The sequence below is a fragment of the Acidimicrobiales bacterium genome (assembly GCA_030747595.1).
Classification (GTDB): Bacteria; Actinomycetota; Acidimicrobiia; order Acidimicrobiales; family MedAcidi-G1; genus UBA9410.
Genome location: JASLKK010000011.1, coordinates 45,348 through 64,808 on the forward strand (window position 1 = coordinate 45,348; position 19,461 = coordinate 64,808).

The window sequence follows — 19,461 nt, forward strand, 5'->3', positions numbered from 1 at the left end:
GCTCAGCCAGCCGGGGTCTCCCCGGCGCCAGCAGCGCTCGCCCGCCTGCGAGCGGCGCGACCGGAACGGGCCGGTACCGGGGTAGGTGTCATCGAATGATCGAACCGTCGGTACCAAGCTCGAAAGGCTGAGAGGTCGGCTCCAGTCGGACCCACGTCCGGGACCTGGGTGCCAGTGACCGTCCGGACCATCACGGAGAACCCGTCCACTGGGGTCACGTGCACCACTTCGTCCGCACCATCAGGCAGCCGGACGACCAGCGCACCCGGGCCGCACACCCGGGCCCGTAGCCCGTCCGGCCCGATTCCCACCCACATACCGGGGTCATCAACGGAAGGTGCTCCGTCGATCGCCCCGGCATAGGCCAAGATTCCGGCCAGCACGTCCTCAGGATGCCCCGGACGGACCTCCGGTCTATAGCCGGCCTCAGCGGTGGTTCGATATCGGGTTTCAACGCCGGTGTCTGCGACGGCGTCGAGAACAGGCGGTGGCGAGGTCGGCGGCTCACCCTCACGACCGTTGAACGCCCACACGGTGCCGCCGACCACCTCGGTGGGCCACACCCTCAACCGGGCCGTTTTCGGGATGGGGCCATCGGCGGCCGACGTGCACGCCCCACTGTGGCTGAAACACCACTCGTGCAGCGGGCACACCACCTCGTCATCGTCGATCCGTCCGCCGACGGCCAAGTCGGCGCCCAGATGCGGGCAGACCGAGTGGGTGACCAGTGCCCGACCGTCCGGAGTCCGTCCGACAGCCAGGTCCTGACCGAACACGGCCAACGGAACAAGGACACCCACGGGAAGATCGTCGACGCCAGCCACGGCGAACCAGCCCACAGGAAACGGCGGCCGATGCAGCGGCGGTCCGACCACCCCGGCTACTCCTCCTCCTCGTCGTCGGGCAGTCCGTCCCCGGCATCGAATTCGTCAGGGCTACCGGACACCACCGGGATGAGAGCCTCGGCGGCCACCATCGGGTTGGGGAACTCCTTGACGCCACAGACCTTCCCATCCCGGAAACGCCAAAGGGCAATGTAGGTGTTTCGGTAGGGCCTACCGGTGTGGGTCACGTGGCCGTCGGACTCGTATTCCACGACCAGCAGATCGGGATCCAGGCACTCGTGCACGGTAGTCAGCGAGAGGGTGAACACGAAGGTGCCCAGGCGCGAAGCCAGGTAGTTACCGATCTCACGACCGCCTTCGAGACGCACCGGTGGGTCGGCAAACGGGAGCTCGAGGACCCAGTCCGGGGTGTAGCACTCGGACAGTTCGCCTGCCCGGCCGGTCCCGAACAGCGAGATGACGTGCTCGAGCAACGCCCGGTTGGCCGCTCGTCGTTCGACCTGGCCGCCCGATGCACGATCGTCGGACGCCTCAGCCACGGCTTAGTCCCGGTACGACGGGTCGTCGCGGTCGAGCAGGGTCTTCTGCTCGGCGAAGTGGGCCACACCCTGGTCGGTGAACCGGGTCCACATGCGGGCCACCGAGTCGGCCAGATCGTCGCCCATGGGGCTGAGCGGTCGACCGGTGCTCAAGGCCAGCACCGTGGTCCGACAGGCTCGCTCCAAGAAGTAGAGCTCCTCGAACGCGTGGGCCACCGACTCACCGACCACGGTCACCCCGTGGTTGCCCATCATCATCACCGAGTGTCCATCGATGGCCTCGGCCACCCGGGCACCCTCGACCGGGTCGTCGGGCGGCCCGCCCATCTCCGAGTCGTAGACGATCCGGCCCCAAAACCGGGCCGGAGCCGGGTGCACCGGGGGAATGGTCGGATCGGTCAGACCGATCAGAGCTGCGGCGTACGGCGGGTGGCAGTGCAGAACGGCCCGGGCCGTGGGGATGCGCTGATGGATGGCCCCGTGGATGCACCAGGCCGAAGGATCCGGCGCATCGGGTCGCTCCATGGTCGACGGGTCGTCGGCGTCCAACAGGATCAGTTCGCTGGCCCGAACCAGAGAGAAGTGCCGCCACTTCGGATTGCAGAGGAACCGCTTCCCGTCGGGCGAGACCGCAGCGCTGAAGTGGTTGGCCACCGACTCGTGAAGGTCGAATCGGGCAGCCAAACGAAAGGCAGCTGCCAGGTCGACGCGAATCTGAGCCTCGTCGAGTTCCTCCAAGCCTGACGGTTCACCCTCCGCGTAGTAGACGTCAGATTCGTCAATGGTGGTCATGGCGTCAGTCTGGTCCAGTTCCGCCGTCGATACGAGCCCCGGATGGTCCAGCAGCCCAGCGGCTCAACGGCTACGGAGCTTGGGATCCAGTGCGTCCCGCAGGCCGTCGCCGATGAAGTTGACGCTGATCACGGTGAGTGAGATGAGCACCCCCGGTCCGACGACCCGCATCGGGGTCAGGTTGATGAAGTCCTTACCGTCGTACAGCAGCCGACCCCACGTCGGGAAGTCCGACGGGAACCCGAGACCCAGAAACGACAGCGCCGACTCGGTGATGATGGCGACCGCCATGCCGAGCGCCGCGGCGACCATGACCGGGCTGAGGCAGTTGGGGAGAATATGGCGGAAGATCACGTTGCGGCGCCGGGTCCCGATGCTGTGGGCGGCGGCCACAAACTCCTGCTCCTTGATGGTCAGCACCGCGCCCCGTACCACCCGGGCGGTCTGCATCCAGCTGGTGATGCCGATGATGAACACGATGAGCATGAAGATGCCCTGTTCCGGACCGAAGGTGGCCCGCAGACTGTCACGGAACAACATGATGATGACCAGCAAAAGGGGCAGCACCGGCAGGGCCAGGAACAGATCGGTGAGGCGCATGAGCACCCCGTCGAGCCGCTTGAAGAACCCGGCCAGAACACCGATCGTGGTGCCCAGGAAGACCGACAACGCCATGGCCGTGATGGCCACCAGCAGTGAAATACGGCCCCCAACCATGGAGCGGGCCACCATGTCACGGCCCAGATTGTCGGTGCCCAACGGATGGCTCCACGTCGGGCTCAAGTTTCGCATCTTGATGTCGATCTCGACCGCGTCGTAGGGCATCAGGTACGGCCCGACGAAGCTGGCCACCGTCACGAACAGGAAGGCACACAGGCCTACGAGAGCGCCCTTGTGACGGCGAAACTGGCGCCAGACGTCGCCGCGGAGCGACCGGTGCTTGGGGCCCGCTCCCGACGCGGTAGCGACGACCACCTCCGGGCTCGCGAGGACCTTGGACTCAGTCATAACGGATCCTCGGGTCGAGCATCCCGTAGACCACATCGGCGACGAGGTTGAACAGCACCGTGAGTGCGGCGATCAGGAAGGACAGCGTCTGGACCATCGGAATGTCACCACCGTGGATCGAGCTGATCAGCAGGTGGCCAATGCCGTTGATCCGGAAGATCTGTTCGGTGATGAGGGCGCCGGCGAAGATCCCCGGCACCTGCAGGGCGATCAGGGTGACAACCGGGATGAGGCTGTTGCGCAACACGTGGCGCACCAAGACCCGCTTCTCCTTGAGGCCCTTGGATCGAGCTGTCCGGACGTAGTCCTCCGAGAGGTTGTCCAGCATCGACGACCGGGTGAATCGGCTTAGGGCCGCGGCGTTGAACATTGAGAGCACGCCCACTGGGAGCACGATCTGTTTGATCTGGGCCACAAACGAACTCCAGTCGGTGACCTCGAGCGTCGTGTCGTAGTACGACGGGAACCAGCCCAGCTTCACGCTGAAGATGACAATGGCCAACAGGCCGGTGAAGAAGGTCGGCACCGAGTAGCCCACCATGGAGATGAAGGTGCCGATCTGGTCGAACACCGAGTACTGCCGGTAGGCGGAGATCACACCGACCGGGACGGCGATGAGGATCCNGAACACGAAGGCCAGGCCCATCACCCATGTGGTCTGGGGAAGACGCTCCGCAATGGTCTCGACCACCGGACCTCGTGACTGCCAGGAGATGACCCGGGTCCGCTCGCCGCTGCCGATCTGGACGTTGAACAGCTGTTCGATCAGGCTGATTGGCTCGTGGATCATGACCTGCTTGACCCACAGGAGCCACTTGACCAGGAACGGGTCGTTGACCCCCATGGACTCGCGGATCTGTTCCCGAACCTCTCGGGGGATGGTTAGCGGCAGGTGGGAAGTTGGATCGCCGGGCGCCAGATCAAGGATGGCGAAAATGATGAAGCTGATGGCAACCAGCGTCGGCACGGCAATCGCCGCTCGGCGACCGATAAACCAGAGCATCTCCCTCCCCCTCTCTCGCCTAGCGGGCCGAAATCATGAGGCGGGATCCCGCCGAAAACGAACCCGACCGGAGGGGCCCGCGGCACAGTATGCCGCGGGCCCCTCCGGTCTGACGGTTCTCAGATCAGGTCAGGACGATTAGTCCCGAGCCCACTCCTCCAAGTTCCACAACTCTGCATCCCATGGGTTGAGCTTGTACCCGGTCAGCGAGTTGGACGCTGCCGAGACGCTGCCCCGGTGGATCAACGGAATGATCGAGTAGTTGCCAACCACCAAGTCGTTCAGGGCAATGGTGATCTCGTTACGGCGATCGATATCCGCGGTCTGGGTCAGCTCGGCGTACAGAGCGTCATACTCGTCGCTCTGGAAGCGCTGAACATTGCTGCCCTGCCAATTGGTGCTCTCGCCGCTGATGTTCGACGAGGTCCAACTGCCCATGTAGGCCTGCGAATCCACACCAGCTGCACCGTTGGTGTACATCTCGATGTCGGCGTAGAACTTGCCGTAGGTATCCGGGCTACCCGGATCGCCACCGAAGAACACCGAAGCATCAATGTTTCGAAGTTCGGTATCCACACCGATCTTGGCCCAGTCCTGCTTGACGAGCTCCTGGGTGGCCTGACGCACCGTGTTGGTGGACGTCTGGTACAGGATCTTCATCGGCATGCCGTCGGGCGTCTCGCGCACCCCATCACCATCGGTGTCGAGGTAGCCAGCATCGTCCAACAACTGGTTGGCCAGATCGATGTCCTGGGTCAGACACTCGTCGTTAGACGTCGACGTCTGGGCAGGCGGCGCAGGCCACACGTTGCAAGTCGGACGACCGGCCTCGCCGTAACCGACGTCGACCATGGTCTGACGGTCCAGGGAAATGGAGAGGGCACGGCCGACCACCGGATCGGTAAGGAACGGGTGGGGGTTGGTGCCGTCGAGCCACTCGGAACGGTCGTCGCCGAGACCCGGGTCCGGGTTGGTCTGGTTGACCATCATGCGCTCGACCATGGTCGAGAAGGCCGAGATGACCCTGCCCTTTCCGCCGGCCAACATGCTGGCCAGGATCTCCGGCTCAACCTGCAGGTTCCATGCATAGTCGGCTTCACCGAGCTCCAGAACGGAGCGGGCCGTCGAGGGAGCATCGCCGCCGCCCTTGATCACGACACGCCCGAAGTAGGGCTTACCGTCGGGCACGCCGCGGTAGTTCTCGTTCATGACGTAGACCGCGGTGTCATTCGTGGTGAACGACTCGATCTTGAACGGACCAGTACCGATCGGACCAAAGTTCTCATCCGTGCACTCGGCCGAGGCCGCGCCCACGCAGTCGCCGAACTGGGCCCGAGAAATAACCGGGAAACTGTTCGAAACGAACGGCACGTAGGGGAACGGAGTCGCCTCAGCAAAGTTGATCGTGATCGTGAGATCGTCGTCAGCAACCACAGAGGTCACACCGTCGAAGCCCGACGCACCGGTACAACCGGTATCGGGATTCGAGCAGTACTCCCAACTGAAGACCACATCGTCGGAGGTCAACGGGGTGCCATCAGAGAACACCACACCCTCGTGCAACTTCCATGTGATGCTGGTCAAGTCCTCGGAAACGCCACCATTGGCAACCGTCGGGATCACGGTGGCCAGCGCGGGAACGAGCACGCCCTGGTCATCGAACTCGGCCAACGGCTCAAGGATCACAGAAGAAGCATCACGGTCCTTCCAACCACCCGACAGGTACGCGTTCAGCGTGGATGCGGCCTGCCAGTAAAGGATGGTCACGGTGCCGCCTTCGCCGGCGCCGCTGGACGTCATCACGACTTCGACGTCGCTGATGTTGCTCAGGAACGACGTGTTCACGAACGCGTCATAGGAGTCCAACGCCTCAGGGATCTCACCCTGCTCGACGAAGAAGTCCATCTGCTGCTTCATCACGTCCTGGACGGTCCCGCCCAACCACGCGTCGGACAACTGGGTCGCCCGATCCGGGAACGAGAACATGTCCAGTAGGGCATTGGAGCCCTCCACCGTCATGCCCGCCGCTTCGGCAATCGTGGCCTCCAGGGCACGGCGGCCACCGGCGTAGGCCGCGTTGGCCTCCTCGGTCACCTGCAGGAACGTCTCGACGACGTCCGGATGATCGATGCCGAACTGGGTCGGGATCGAGATGATGTCGAAGACGCGGATGCCGATGGCCTCCTGCTCCGAACCGGTCATCACCAAGTTGCCGCCGGCGTCAAGCATCGACAGCACACCGCCGCCGAAGGCACACGCCATGGCCACGTCGCCGCTCTCGAAGGCTGCAACCGCTGCCGCACCACCGTCGGAGGGAACGTGCTCGAAGCTGTCCAGCGGCACCCCGAGGTGCCCCAGCATCTTCAGCAACTTGTAGTGGGTGACGTTGCCGACCGGGGCGTAGATCTTCTGTCCGGCCAGTGTCTCGGCCGCGTTGGCCGCCGTCACGCCGTAGTCCGGATGCGCTACGCAGTTGTCGGCGTCCGCATAGCTCACGGCCACACCGACGATCTCCAGTTCGGACCCTGAGGTCACGAAGTTGGCGAACGGGGTCAAGCCCTGGCTGTAGGCAATGTCGATGTCGCCGGACTCCATGGCCAACGCCATGTCGCCGCCGGAACCGAACGGCAGCCAGTTCACGGTCATGCCGAGACGCTCGTCGTAGGTCTCTTCAACCTGGGCGACCTGGTTGGCCGTCGGCCACTCCAGGAAGTACGCCACGTTCAACTCGGACAGCGACTCGGCCGGAGCCTCGGTCGCTGCCGGAGCCTCGGTCGCTGCCGGAGCCTCGGCCGCTGCCGGAGCAGCTGCGTCATCGTCGCTGCCGCATGCCCCCGCAACCAAAGTAAGGGCCGCTAGTACGGCGACCAGACGAATAATTTTCTTCAAGGTGATTCCCCTCGTTTCGAAGCACGGCCATTCAGCCGAGCTTCCCCTCCAATGACTAGGTGACTTTAATCACCTAGAAACCGAACGCTCAACTTGTCGCCCATGACGATTAGACGACGATCCCCGCTAGTCAGCACCCCAAAGGCGCGGCGGGGCCCAATACCAAGCCCCAGAAGCCTCGGCCATGAGGGCAGAACTAGATGGCCGGCACCAGGTGACAGGCCACCCCGTGGCCGGGAGACACTTCGCGCCAGACAGGCACCTCACTCCGGCACCGGTCGACGGCTTCGGGACACCGGGTGGAGAACACGCAACCTGGTGGGGGTGACGAGGGGCTGGGGATATCGCCTTCGAGCACAATCTTCTCCCGGGTGGCCTCGGCCGCTGGGTCGGGAACGGGCGCCGAGGACTGCAACGCCCGGGTGTAGGGATGCAACGGGTTGTCGTAGAGGCCGTCGACGTCGGCCAACTCCATGATCCGGCCGAGGTACATCACCGCCACCCGGTCAGCGATGTGGCGGATCATGCCAAGGTCGTGCGAGATGAACAGGTAGGTCAGGCCCAGCAGGTCCTGGAGTTCCTCCATCAGGTTGACCACCTGAGCCTGGATGGAGACATCGAGGGCGGCAATCGGCTCGTCGCACACGATGAGATCGGGGTTCAGGGAAATGGCCCGGGCGAGGCCGATTCGCTGACGCTGCCCACCCGAGAACTCGTGGGGGTAGCGGTTTGCGTGCTCAGGGTTCAGCCCTACCAGTCCGAGTAACTCCTCGACACGTTCGTTGCGTTCACGCGACGTCATCGAGAGGTGCTCGACTAGGGGCTCACCGATGATCGAACTGACGGTCATCCGTGGATTGAGGCAGGCATGCGGATCTTGGAAGACCATCTGCATCCGCGGCCGGACCTTCCGGAGCTCCCTGGCCGACAGGTCGGCCATGTCGCCGCCATCGAAGACCACCGTGCCCTCCGTCGGCTCCTCGAGGCGCAGGAGTGTGCGACCAATGGTCGACTTGCCTGACCCTGACTCGCCGACCAGACCGAGGGTCTGACCACGCATGATTTCGAACGACACGCCGTCGACGGCCCGCACGGCGCCGACCTTGCGGCGGAGTGCTCCCTTGGTCACAGGAAAGTGCTTCTTCAGATCACGGACCGAGACCAGTACCTCAGGCACTTCGGGTGCCTCAGGTGCCTGTTCCTGCACGACTGTCAGCTCAGCGTCCATGGCCGACCTGCCCTTTGGCTGTCTCGTCGCTCTGGGCGCCGACCAGTACTGGCACCTCGTTCAGCCAGCAGGCGACCTTTCGAGTCGCCGAAACGGCTACCAGGACCGGGTTCTCCCGGTCGCATCGGTCGAAGGCGTGCGGGCATCGGGGAGCGAATGAACAACTGGCGGGCGCCGACCGGAGATCCGGAGGCTGCCCCTGGATATTGACCAGCTTGTCCCCACGGGAGGTGGCCGACGGTAGCGAAGCCAATAGGCCCTGTGAGTACGGATGGCGGGGCTGGGCATAGAACTCGTCGACCGGAGCATCCTCCACGATCTGGCCGCCGTACATGACCAGCACCCGGTCGACCAGGCCGGCCACCACGCCGAGGTCATGGGTGATCCAGATCACCGCCATGCCGAGTTCCTGCCGGAGGCCCTTCACCAACTCCAGGATCTGGGCCTGAATGGTCACGTCTAGGGCTGTCGTGGGCTCGTCGGCCACCAAGATTTTCGGGTTGCAGGCCAGGGCGATGGCGATCATCACCCGTTGGCGCATCCCACCGGACAGCTCGTAGGGGTAGCACCGGAGGCGCTCCTCCGGAGACGGGATGCCAACCAGTTCCAACAGTTCAAGCGCCCGTAACCGCATCGCCTTCCGGCGACCCGGTTGATGGACGGTGAGGGACTCCACGATCTGGTCGCCCACGGTGACCACCGGGTTCAGCGATGTCATCGGATCCTGGAAGATGAAGCCAACCTTGCCGCCCCGGACCTCCCGCAGATCCCCGAAGTCCATCGAAAGGAGGTCGTCGCCCTCGAAGATCGCCTGGCCGGCCGAGATCTCGCCGGGTGGCGAGGGGATGAGCCGCAGCAGCGACATCATCGTGACGCTCTTGCCTGAGCCGCTCTCGCCGACCACGCCGACCACCTCGCCGTCGGCCAGGTCGAACGACACCCCGTTGACGGCGTGCACTGTCCCGTCCTGAGTGTTGAACCGCGTCGTCAGATCAGTGACCCGCAGGACCGGCGTGGTGTCCACCGTCATCGATTCAAGCCCCGAGTCTGTCCCAGACGTCCTGTTCGGCCATGTCGATAACGGTGTACGCCATGCCGAGCGCCCCGTCACGCAGAGCCAACTCGCCGCCGGGCTCCACGGTCCGGTCGGCGAACTCGGGCTGATGGTTGACCGCGTCGCCGCAGTCCATGCCAAGCATCGGATGGATTGACGGGACGATCTGGCTGACGTTGCCCATGTCCGACGAACCCGAGCCCCCACCCTGTTCGGCATGGGTGGGCATAGGGCGACCGATGGCCTCCGAGTTGACGGCGTACAGCTCGGTCATGACGTCGTTGTTTCGCATGCTCTCGTACGGATGGGCCGTCTCGTGCCACTCGAACCGACAGCCGGTGGCAATGGCCGCCCCCTCGAAGCACGCCTTCACCTTGGGAATCAACTCAGCGAGACGCTCCACGCTGCCCGAGCGGATCAGCCACTCAGACTTCGTATGCGACGGCACGACATTAACGGCGTCGCCACCGTGGGTCACCTTGCAGTGGATCCGATCGTCGTCGACCATGGCCTGGCGCAGGGTGGAGATGTTCACGTAAGCCTGCACGAAAGCGTCCAGGGCATTGATCCCTTCCTCCGGGGCAAAGGCCGCATGGGAGTCCTTACCGAAGAACTCGACGTCGTAGTGCTGACACGCCTGGAACCACGGATCTAGCTCGTCGTAGGGGCCGGGGTGGACCATCATCGATGCCGCGGCGTCCTCGAAAGCACCGGCCTCTATCAGCTCGACCTTGCCGCCACCACCCTCCTCGGCTGGGGTGCCCAGCACGGTAACCCTGATGCCCAGCTCCTCGGCCAGCGGCGCGAGGGCTGCGCCGGCACCAACGGCCGAGGTGGCGATGATGTTATGGCCGCAGGCGTGCCCCACTTCGGGCAGGGCGTCGTACTCGCAGCAGATGACGACCCGTGGTCCGCTGGTTCCAGCGGTCGCCTCAAAGGCCGTGTCCAGTCCGTGACTGGGATAGGTCACGTCGAAGCCGTTGCGCCCCAGGAACGAACTCAGGCGTTCCGACGCCTCGAACTCCTCGTATCCCAGTTCGGGGTTCTCGTACATCCACCGAGAGAGGTCCCGGAGTTCGGTTTCGACCTTGCCAAAGGCTTTTCGTGCCGCGACCTTGCTTGGACCCTCGGTGATCGTCGTGTCCGTCATCCGACGGAAGGTATCAGCCGGTCAGAGATCCAGACGATAGACGTTAGTTAATCGTTCCTCGAAGCCAAGCCGACGATAGAGCCGGTTGGCGGCCTCCCGGGAGGGGCGCGACGTCAGGTCCACGGTGGTGGCGCCCTCACGGCGGGCCCGTTCGATAGCTGCCCGGTTCAGCGCTTCGCCGACACCGCGGCGGCGAGCCCCTTCGTCGACGACCACGTCCTCGATCCAGGCCCGCAGGCCCGTCGGAACATGGAACAGGGCCAGCGTCAGGCTCCCCAGGATCGCCGCCTCACCGGTGGTCGCCGGGTCGACGGCCAGCAGCAAGATCGACGCGTCGGACGACACGATGACCTCCAGCGCCATGGCATCCGGCGGCGGATTGGAGCTCGACAGTTGTGGAATGAGCCGGGCCATGGCACCCAGCAGGGCCCCATCCACCTCTGTGACTTCACGAACCTCGACCGGGGTCGCCTCTCCCTTCGAAGATTCCTCGTCCGGTGATCCAGCATCCTGCGTTCCCATGGGCGGCGAGCCTAGAACCCGGTCCCGGCCCGCCAGAGGCGGACGGAGCGTGACGGCACCGGCGCGCCTTGGAGCGCGTCTGGTTAGCCTCCGGCTGGATGCCCATCGACTCCGCTCCGCACCTCGCTCCGCACCTCTCGTGGCACGTCGAAAAACTGCCCATCAAGTTGCGGTCGCCGGTCCTACTGGCCGCCTTCGAGGGCTGGAATGACGCTGGCGAAGCCAGCTCTACGGCCGCCCGCTACATCCGGGACCACTACGAAGCGGTCCACGTAGCCACCATCGACGCCGAGGACTTCTTCGACTTCACGGTGGCCCGCCCCAGCGTCTGCCTCGACGAGGACGACGTTCGCCAGATCGTGTGGCCGTCGACCTCGATCTACGTGGCCCGGGTACCCGACGCCGACCACGACCTGGTGTGCGCCATCGGACACGAACCCCAGTTGCGTTGGCGGACCTTCGTGGACCACATCGCCCATACCGCCGAGGTGTTCGATGCGGCAATGGTCTGCACGCTCGGCGCTCTACTCACCGACGTTCCCCACACCCGTCCCACGCAGGTGTACGGCGGGACTGAGGATGCCCGCCTAGCCGAGCGTCTTGACCTGTCGCCATCGACCTACGAGGGCCCGACGGGCATCGTGGGCGTGCTGGCCGCCGGTCTGCGGGACCGAGGCGTCGTAACGGCGTCGTTCTGGGCCAGCGTCCCCTCGTACGTATCCAACGCCCCGTCTCCCAAGGCGGCCCTCGCTCTGGTGGAGCGCCTCTGCCGGGTGTTCGAAATCGATGTGGCCCGTACCGATTTGGAAATCCTGGCCGCCGACTACGAACGCCAGGTCACCGAACTGGTCTCCGAGGACGACGGGACCGTCGAGTACGTGGAGCAGTTGGAGGCCGACTTCGACGAAGAGACGGCTGATGCTCCGGACCGCCTGGTGGCCGAGGTCGAAGACTTCCTCCGGAACCAGCCCGGCACCTGAGTCGTCTCCGACCGAGATCCCGACCGACCCGTGCGGTAGGTCAGCCGATACCCAGATCAGCTTCGAGGGTTACGTCTTTCTCAGAAGCGGCCTCTCCCTCTGAAGCCGCATCGCCCTCCCACATGGGCTCTCGGGGATGGTCGTAGCGGACCTCCATCGGTTCGCCCCGGATGGCAGCGAAGGCCTCGTCCACCCACTCGGCTGGAAGGGCGTGCCCCTCGGGCATGGAGTCAGCCGCGAAGAAGCCCACGTCGAGGCACTCGAGCGGGTGGGCCGCTAGTTCGCCGCCCGTCATCCGACAGTGAAAGACCAGTGAATAAAGCGGGATGCCGGTGATTCCCAGGCGAAGCCCGTCGAGGATGGCGATGGGGCGAACCACCTCGCACTCGATGCCCGTCTCCTCGAGGACTTCCTTGACCACCACCTCGGCAGGTGAGTAGCCGACGTCGGCCCACCCGGTGGGGTACAGCCACACGCCCGACCCGGACCGCTGGACCAGCAACATCTCGCCGGCATCGTTACCGACCACCGCACCGACGGTGGTCTTGGGGGTGACGTATCCCCTGACGCCAGAACCCACGGTGTCGTACCACTCGGCCACAAGGTTGTCGGGATCCACGGTGCGTCCCGACAGGGCGTCGGACCGGGACCGGATCTCGGCGGCTACGTGGAGGACCTCCTCGTAGCGCTCCTTCTCGTAAAGCGACTCGGTGAAGCCCATACCGGTGCGGGCCGACGCCGAGAGCGCCTCGGCCCATCGCAGCAGGTCGGCCTGACCGGGGGGCGGAGGTACACCGGGATCAGAGTTCATGGATGCACCGTAGGCGGACGACATGACGTGGTTAACGACGGGGACCCGGCGGGATCAGAAATCGACGGCCACCCATCGCAGCACCGACAGTTCCACCTCTGCGAGGTGCTCGGGGTCGGTGATCTTGGCGCCGAACTGATCCCGCACGTAGAAGGCGTCGATCACGTCCGATCCGAGGGTCTGGACGTGGGCCCGGACGATGTCAAGGTCCAGTTCAGCGAAAGCCCGGGTGATCCGATACAGCACGCCGACACCGTCGGGGCACGTCACCTCCAGCACGGTGGCGGTGGCCGACGAGACGTTGTCGACGGTCATAGTTGGGCGGGCTGGGCGAGCGGTTAGGTGGATGGGTCGGTAGGTGCGCGACCGGTCACCGAGGCGGGCCGCCACGGCCAGGCGGCCGGCCAGGGCCCGGTTGACCTGTTCGTCGATCCGCGCCCAGTCGGGTTCGCCGCCCAGCACCGATCCAACACGGAACACCGAGAGTGCCCGCCCATGCTCGGAATGAGCCGACGCACCAAGGACATCAGCCCCGTTGAGGGCTAGCACGCCGGCCACTTTGGCAAACGTGCCCGGGCGGTCTGCGGCCACCACGGTCAGTTCCAGCCCCTCTCCACGCACCACGAACGTCCCGTCGTCGAGCAGGGCCTGCTGGGCAGCATCCGGAAAGGAACCCCCGACCACATCACCGACGTCGCCCCCACCCAATACGTGGGAGGTTCGTTCCACCAACTCACGGACTAGGCCGGCCTTCCAGTTGCTCCATGCCGACGGGCCGGTAGCGATCGAATCGGCTTCGGTGAGGGCCCCGAGGAGGCCCAGCAACACGGTTCCGCCAACTGCATCAGCCACCTGGCGGATAGTGCCGTTGTCGTCGAGGTCGCGCCGGGTGGCCACGTCGGGCAGCAGCAGGTGGTGTTCGACCATGGCGACCAGCAAGTCGACGTCGTCGCCCTCATAGCCCATTCGGGCGGCAATGGTCGTCAGGAGGTCGACGCCGACCACCGTGTGGTCACCGGGATAACCCTTACCGATGTCGTGGAACAGGGCACCGACCAGCAACAGGTCGGGCCGCTCCACCTGGCCGACCAGCCGGGACGCCTCAGCCGCCGCCTCCATCAGGTGACGGTCCACTGTGAACCGGTGGTAGGCGTTGCGCTGGGGCCGTGAACGGCAGGGTTCCCATTCGGGCACCAGTAGTACGAAGAGGCCCACCTGGTCGAGGTCCTCGATAACCGGAATGGCCGCCGGTCCGGCCGCCAACAGGTCGACAAACAAGCCCCGTGCCTCGGCGGGCCACGGCGCGGGCAGCGGCTCGGCGTGATCGGCAAGGCGTTCCAGAGATCCACGCTGCAGGTAGGCGTCGTGGCGGGCTGCACTGGCTGCGTACCGCAGAACGAGCAGTGGGTCGCCCAGATCAGCATCATCGGTCAACTCGAGGCGGCCGTCATCGAGCACCAGGCCGGGGGCCACCTCCCGGCGTCGGATTCCGGAAAGTGCCTTCATCGGTCCGCGTCGACGCGAGGCCCGCAACGTACGACGGGCAGCACCCTCCCCCGTCCAGGCAATGGTCCGGCCCGCTGCCGAGACCTCCGCCATCAGGACGTCGGCATCAGCTAAGCCCAGCGCAGCAGCTACGTCATCTTGGAGTTCCAACAGGAGCTTGTCGGCTCGCTGACCGGTCAGCCGGTGGAGTTCAACACGGACTTCCAACAGCGTCTCAAAGGCTGCGGCCAGGCCGGCCGACTCAGCCTCACGCAAGATGGGCACCGTGGCCTGCTCCACCCAGAACAAGCTGTGCACGTCTCGCAGACCGCCGCGGGCCTCCTTGATATCCGGCTCCAGAAGGAACGCCACCTCACCGAACCGGGCGTGACGCTCCGCGACCGCCCCCTGGAGTTGGTCAAGATTCTGGCGCGACCGTCCCTTCCACTGGGCCAGCGCCCGCTCAGCCAAGTCGTCGACCAGAGCCTCTCCGTCGGCCGAGCTAGCAGCCACCACTCGGGCAGCCAGCAGGCTGGTGGCCGTCTCCAGATTCTCGGCGCCCACATCAAGCAACTGGGCCACCGTGCCTACCTGGTGGCCGAGCTTCAGGCCGGCATCCCACAGCGGATACCAGACTCGTTCGGCGATGTCGCCCATATCCATGCCGGGGATGTGCACCAACGCCACGTCCAGGTCGCTGCCCGGGCACTGCTCGCCCCGGCCGTAGCCACCGACGGCCACCAGCGCCACCCCAGGAGGCACATCGGCCGCCGCGAACACTGCAGCCAGATAGTCGTCAAAGCGGCCAGTCAACGCGGCACAGAACGCCGGACCCTGGAGGGATCGATCGTCCAGTAGGTCGGATATGTCGAACACGGTCACGTTCCTGACCGTGGGCCCGAGGTCGATCAGGCCACCACCGAACCCTTGGGGCCTTCGTTGTAGGCCGACTCGGCGTGGATCCGCTGGTCGAGTCCGACCACCTCGGTCTCTTCGTCGACCCGGAGGCCGACCACCGCGTCGATTGCCTTGACGATCACCCAGGTCATGGCAAACGAGAAGACCACGACCGAACCGATGGCCACCGCCTGGTCCAAGAAGAGCTCGATACCGCCACCGAAGAACAAGCCATCGTCGAAGCCGCCGCCCGGTATGGCGCTGGAGTCAGCGAATAGGCCCAGCAGCAGACCACCGAGGATGCCGCCCACGCCGTGGATGCCCACCACGTCAAGGCTGTCGTCGAAGCCGAACCGGGTCTTGAGGGTCAGGGCTAGATAGCAGACGCTGCCGGCCAGGAGGCCGAACACGATGCCGGCCAGCCCACCCACGTAGCCTGCGGCCGGGGTGATGGCCACCAACGCGGCGACCACGCCGGAGGCGGCACCCAACGAGGTGGCCTGACCATCACGTAGCTTTTCGGTGGCTAGCCAGCCGACCATGCCGGCCGCCGCGGCGAGAAACGTATTCAACAGGGCCTGCACGGCCTGGCCATTGGCCGCACCGGCCGATCCGGCGTTGAACCCGAACCAGCCGAACCACAGGATGCCGGTACCGATCATCACCAGCGGCATGTCGTGCGGGGGCATGGCCTCCGTCGGCCAGCCCTTCCGCTTTCCCAGGACCAGAACGAAGGCCAGGGCGGCAGCCGCCGCGTTGACGTGGATCGCCGTGCCGCCGGCGAAGTCCAACGCTCCATTGCCGTGCTGCCAGCCGCTGTACACCCAGTAGGTGACCGGGCTGTAGACCAGCACCAGCCAGACGGGCACGAACAGCACCCACGCCGAGAACTTGAGTCGGTCGGCCACCGCTCCCGAGATGAGCGCCGGGGTGATGGAGGCGAAGGTCATTAGGAAGGCCACGAACACCAGGCCCTCGGTGTCGCCGGCCATGCCCTTGAGGCCGATGAAGTCGAAGTTGCCGATCCAGTCGCCACCGAAGAAGCCGTCCCCGTCGGGCGAGTTGCCAATCGAGTACGAGACCAGCACCCACACGATGGGCACGATTCCGATGCAGTACATGTTCATCATCAACATGTTCAGCACGTTCTTAGAGCGGACCATGCCGCCGTAGAACAGGGCCAGTCCCGGCACCATGAAGACGACGAGGGCCGTGCTGGTCAACATCCAGGCAATGTCACCAGAATCCATTGGGGGGTCCTTTCAGGTTTCGCGACGGGCGCGAGATGTGGGTGGTCGGTCGACAGGTTGACCGCTGTGCATCACGGCATGGTCACGCCAGTGTTTCAGGACGGTGAACTGTTCCGGTCAGACGACCCGTCGCTCAGGAAGATCCATCTCCCTCGAGGTGACGTCGACGGTGAACGAAGGCCTTGGCTGCGCCCCACGCCAGGCCGGGGCCCTGCAGATCAGGATGAACGTCGGCAAACGAGGAGGGCGTCAGGTCGTAGAGATCGTCGGGGAACATCCGGACGGCATCGCCGTCGCGGTCCACCGGCGGAACACCGGCAGTCCGCAGCAGCTCGGTCGGGAATCGAACGGCGTCGCGCAGTACGGCCAGCGGTCCGGTCCACTGCTCGTCGACGTCGGCATCCAGCAGGGCCCGCAAACGCTCCCCCACCTCGTCGGCAGCCCTACGGCCTGCATCGGCTAGCCGCTCGGCCGGCACCTCGACCGTGCCACCCGCCGGATCCTCGCTCCAGGCCTCCGCGACCCGGGACACGCACTGCTCCACCCAGCCGGGAAGGGCCGCCACCAGTCCGTCGACCAGCACGTCAGCCAGCTCGGCAAGGCGAGCCTCAGGTTCCCGTGGTGGTCCAGAATCAGGCTCCATCGGACCCCAGGGCGGCGTTGAGGTTGCCGGACCGCAGGCCCTCGAGGTCCAGGGTGACGTAGCGATACCCCGAACTGGTCACCGCGGCCACCACGGCATCACGGCGCTCAACCACGTCGGCCAGGCGATCCGTCGGTACCTCGATGCGGGCCGTGTCGTCGTAGTGACGGACCCGGAGGCCGTCAAAACCAAGGCGCCGCAACGCGGCCTCGGCCCGCTCGACGCCGGACAACACGCCAACGGTGACCTCGGTCCCGTAGGGCACCCGCGAGGCGAGACAGGCGGTGGCCGGCTTGTCGGCGGTCCGCAAGCCCAAGGCCCGAGACCGTGCCCGGACGTCGTCCTTGGTCAGGCCGGCTTCCACCAGGGGAAAGCGTGCTCCCCGGTCGGCCGCAGCCTTCTGGCCGGGCCGGTGATCGCCCAGATCATCGACGTTGACACCGAGCACCACGGTGGCCGACTCGGCGACTGCGATGGGGGCCAGCACGTCCATGAGGGCGTCTTTGCAGTGGGCACAGCGATCGGCGTCGTTGGCCCGGTAGGCAGCGTGGGTCATCTCGTCGGTCTCAACGGCCGACCAACGCAGGCCCCACTCGTCGGCCAACGACGCAGCGTCGGCCCGTTCGTCGCTGGCCAACGACGGCGACACGGCGGTGACCACGTGGACCCGGTCGGGGCCCAACAATGTGTGGGCGGCGTGGGCCAGCAGCGCCGAGTCGGCACCGCCGGAAAAGGCCACCACCACCCGGTCCAGATCGCGCAGGACCCGATGCAGCGCCTCCGACTTCAGGGCACTCGGCTCCGACACGTCCAGACGGCGCATGTCGGGTTCCGAAAAGGCGGGGACCGATCCCATGGTCAGGTGCAGCCAACCCGCTTCAGCACGACGTCCAGCTCGTCGACCATGCCGGCGTAGAAGGCTCCGAACTGACCGAAGCGGGCCGAAGCCCGGTCGTAGCGCATCGTGTAGACGACGTCCTTGAGGTCATCGGGGTGCTGTCCGAACAGGGTCACGCCCCACTCGAAATCGTCGATACCCGTCGAGCCGGTGACCACCTGGAGGATCCGTCCGGCAAAGGTCCGGCCCGACGTGCCGTGCTCCATCATCAGTTCGTGTCGGTCGTCGTAGGGCAGCTCAAACCAGTTGGCGCCCACGTCACGACTCTTGGACATCGGGTAGAAGCACCATGCCGGCATGCCCTCGGGCGGCAGAACCGGGTAGAGGCGGGCCCGCTTCATCTCGTCGGGAACACCCTGGGCGTATTCCGACACCTCGGTGAGGCTGAGGTAGCTATCGACCAACTCGAGGCCGGCGGCCACCAGGGCGGTCTGTAGGGCCCTGAGCCGCCACAGGTCGGTCCCGAGCGTCATGACGGCCACATCGGCCTTGTGGCCGAGAATGGCCACGGGGACGACCTGGTCGCCAGCCTCGGTGGCCGCGTCGACGGCGACACGAACGGCGGCAGCGTCGCTTTGGCCGCACACCTTGAGGAACAGGTGGAGAACGGCCAGGCCGTCGGAGGGGGAAACGGGTTCGCTCATCGCGGCGAGTCTAGGGAGCGGCCCTGCCGGCCCTCTCAGTCGCCGGTGTAGAGGTTGAGCCGGTCGCCGCGGGCGAAGCCGGCCAGTTGAAGGTTGGCGGTCCGGGCCGTCTCGACGGCGAGTGCCGATGGTCCGCTGACCGCCACCAGGCTGGCGAACCCGGCGGCCCACGCCTTCTGGGCCATCTCGAACGAGGCCCGGCCACTGACCCACAGGCCTAGATCGCCGGCCGGCAGGAGACCGTCCATGTGAAGCCGACCCACCACCTTGTCGACCGCGTTGTGGCGACCGATGTCCTCACGTAGCAGTAACGGCTGACCCGTGCGGTCGAAGGCCACGGCGGCGTGCACGGCCCCGGTGGTCGAGAAGAGAGCCTGACCGTCGATGTGGTCGGTCATGGCGGCAAGCACCTCGACGTCGAAGGGTTCGACGTCGAGTGGGCGAAGGCGTTCACGCAGTTCGTCGATGGCCACCGTTCCGCAAATACCGCAGGACGACGAGGCGGGGCCGAGCCGAGGCGTGGGGACGGGCGCCCGACCACCGGTGTCCACGGTGACGTCGTTGTACTCGGCCTCCGACGCCAACCCCTGTCCGCAGTAGCGGACCGAGCGGACCGGAGTGTCAGCCAGAACACCCTCGGTGATGCAGAACCCGACGGCCAGCTCAAAGTCATCACCCGGGGTTCGCATGGTGGTGGCCACCAGCTCACCGTCGAGGCGGATCGACATGGGTTCCTCGACGATCAGCTCGTCGGGGACGCGACGGTTGCCATCAGCGTCGACACGGCGGGTCAGCACCCGAGCGGTCCGGCCCCGGCTCATGT

General features: G+C 65.7%; 18 protein-coding genes. 1 reads left to right on the forward strand and 17 read right to left on the reverse strand.

Translation table 11 applies throughout. From position 1 onward, the window contains the following. Window positions 1-2: 2 nt before the first annotated feature. From QF777_09455 to QF777_09500, 10 genes are all read right to left on the reverse strand, one after another. Window positions 3-875: a Rieske 2Fe-2S domain-containing protein gene (locus QF777_09455; GenBank protein ID MDP6911773.1), complete on the reverse strand. Its 873-nt coding sequence runs from the start codon at window positions 873-875 to the stop codon at window positions 3-5. A 5-nt stretch (window positions 876-880) separates the two neighbouring features. After that, complete coding sequence (locus QF777_09460; GenBank protein ID MDP6911774.1) at window positions 881-1,384, reverse strand: nuclear transport factor 2 family protein; 504 nt, start codon at window positions 1,382-1,384, stop codon at window positions 881-883. Window positions 1,385-1,387: 3 nt separating this feature from the next. Continuing rightward, complete coding sequence (locus QF777_09465) at window positions 1,388-2,176, reverse strand: class II aldolase/adducin family protein (protein ID MDP6911775.1); 789 nt, start codon at window positions 2,174-2,176, stop codon at window positions 1,388-1,390. A 63-nt stretch (window positions 2,177-2,239) separates the two neighbouring features. Next, window positions 2,240-3,184: an ABC transporter permease gene (locus tag QF777_09470; protein MDP6911776.1), complete on the reverse strand. Its 945-nt coding sequence runs from the start codon at window positions 3,182-3,184 to the stop codon at window positions 2,240-2,242. Beyond that, a complete protein-coding gene (locus QF777_09475) occupies window positions 3,177-4,187 on the reverse strand; it encodes an ABC transporter permease (protein MDP6911777.1) in 1,011 nt (336 codons plus the stop codon). The genes QF777_09470 and QF777_09475 overlap by 8 nt, the downstream gene beginning before the upstream one ends. A 138-nt stretch (window positions 4,188-4,325) precedes the next feature. After that, window positions 4,326-7,076 carry an ABC transporter substrate-binding protein gene (locus tag QF777_09480; GenBank protein MDP6911778.1) on the reverse strand — a complete coding sequence of 917 codons (2,751 nt, stop codon included), beginning with the start codon at window positions 7,074-7,076 and terminating at the stop codon, window positions 4,326-4,328. A 196-nt stretch (window positions 7,077-7,272) separates the two neighbouring features. Next, the gene (locus QF777_09485; GenBank protein ID MDP6911779.1) at window positions 7,273-8,304 is read right to left on the reverse strand and encodes a dipeptide ABC transporter ATP-binding protein; all 1,032 of its coding nucleotides are present in this window, start codon (window positions 8,302-8,304) and stop codon (window positions 7,273-7,275) included. Further along, window positions 8,294-9,334: an ABC transporter ATP-binding protein gene (locus QF777_09490; GenBank protein ID MDP6911780.1), complete on the reverse strand. Its 1,041-nt coding sequence runs from the start codon at window positions 9,332-9,334 to the stop codon at window positions 8,294-8,296. The genes QF777_09485 and QF777_09490 overlap by 11 nt, the downstream gene beginning before the upstream one ends. 4 nt (window positions 9,335-9,338) lie before the next feature. Next, complete coding sequence (locus QF777_09495; protein MDP6911781.1) at window positions 9,339-10,508, reverse strand: M20 family metallopeptidase; 1,170 nt, start codon at window positions 10,506-10,508, stop codon at window positions 9,339-9,341. A gap of 21 nt (window positions 10,509-10,529) precedes the next feature. Next, a complete protein-coding gene (locus tag QF777_09500) occupies window positions 10,530-11,030 on the reverse strand; it encodes a GNAT family N-acetyltransferase (protein ID MDP6911782.1) in 501 nt (166 codons plus the stop codon). Window positions 11,031-11,128: 98 nt separating this feature from the next. Between QF777_09500 and QF777_09505 the strand changes: the two genes are divergently transcribed. After that, window positions 11,129-12,010: a PAC2 family protein gene (locus QF777_09505; protein MDP6911783.1), complete on the forward strand. Its 882-nt coding sequence runs from the start codon at window positions 11,129-11,131 to the stop codon at window positions 12,008-12,010. 40 nt (window positions 12,011-12,050) lie between these two features. Here QF777_09505 and QF777_09510 read toward each other — a convergent pair whose 3' ends face one another. From QF777_09510 to QF777_09540, 7 genes are all read right to left on the reverse strand, one after another. Next, window positions 12,051-12,821 (reverse strand): NUDIX hydrolase N-terminal domain-containing protein, encoded by a 771-nt coding sequence (locus QF777_09510; GenBank protein ID MDP6911784.1) that lies wholly within the window; start codon window positions 12,819-12,821, stop codon window positions 12,051-12,053. Window positions 12,822-12,875: 54 nt separating this feature from the next. Further along, the gene (locus QF777_09515) at window positions 12,876-15,182 is read right to left on the reverse strand and encodes a [protein-PII] uridylyltransferase (protein MDP6911785.1); all 2,307 of its coding nucleotides are present in this window, start codon (window positions 15,180-15,182) and stop codon (window positions 12,876-12,878) included. A gap of 32 nt (window positions 15,183-15,214) precedes the next feature. Then, complete coding sequence (locus tag QF777_09520) at window positions 15,215-16,453, reverse strand: ammonium transporter (GenBank protein MDP6911786.1); 1,239 nt, start codon at window positions 16,451-16,453, stop codon at window positions 15,215-15,217. Between the two features lie 133 nt (window positions 16,454-16,586). Further along, window positions 16,587-17,096, reverse strand: a complete 510-nt coding sequence (locus tag QF777_09525; protein ID MDP6911787.1) for a hypothetical protein — start codon at window positions 17,094-17,096, stop codon at window positions 16,587-16,589. After that, a complete protein-coding gene (gene larE, locus QF777_09530; GenBank protein ID MDP6911788.1) occupies window positions 17,086-17,952 on the reverse strand; it encodes an ATP-dependent sacrificial sulfur transferase LarE in 867 nt (288 codons plus the stop codon). Before larE ends, QF777_09525 begins: the two co-directional genes overlap by 11 nt. A 2-nt stretch (window positions 17,953-17,954) precedes the next feature. Then, window positions 17,955-18,638, reverse strand: coding sequence for a chlorite dismutase family protein (locus tag QF777_09535; GenBank protein ID MDP6911789.1), 684 nt, complete (start codon window positions 18,636-18,638; stop codon window positions 17,955-17,957). Between the two features lie 35 nt (window positions 18,639-18,673). Continuing rightward, a complete protein-coding gene (locus tag QF777_09540; protein MDP6911790.1) occupies window positions 18,674-19,459 on the reverse strand; it encodes a formate dehydrogenase accessory sulfurtransferase FdhD in 786 nt (261 codons plus the stop codon). Between the last annotated feature and the right edge of the window lie 2 nt (window positions 19,460-19,461).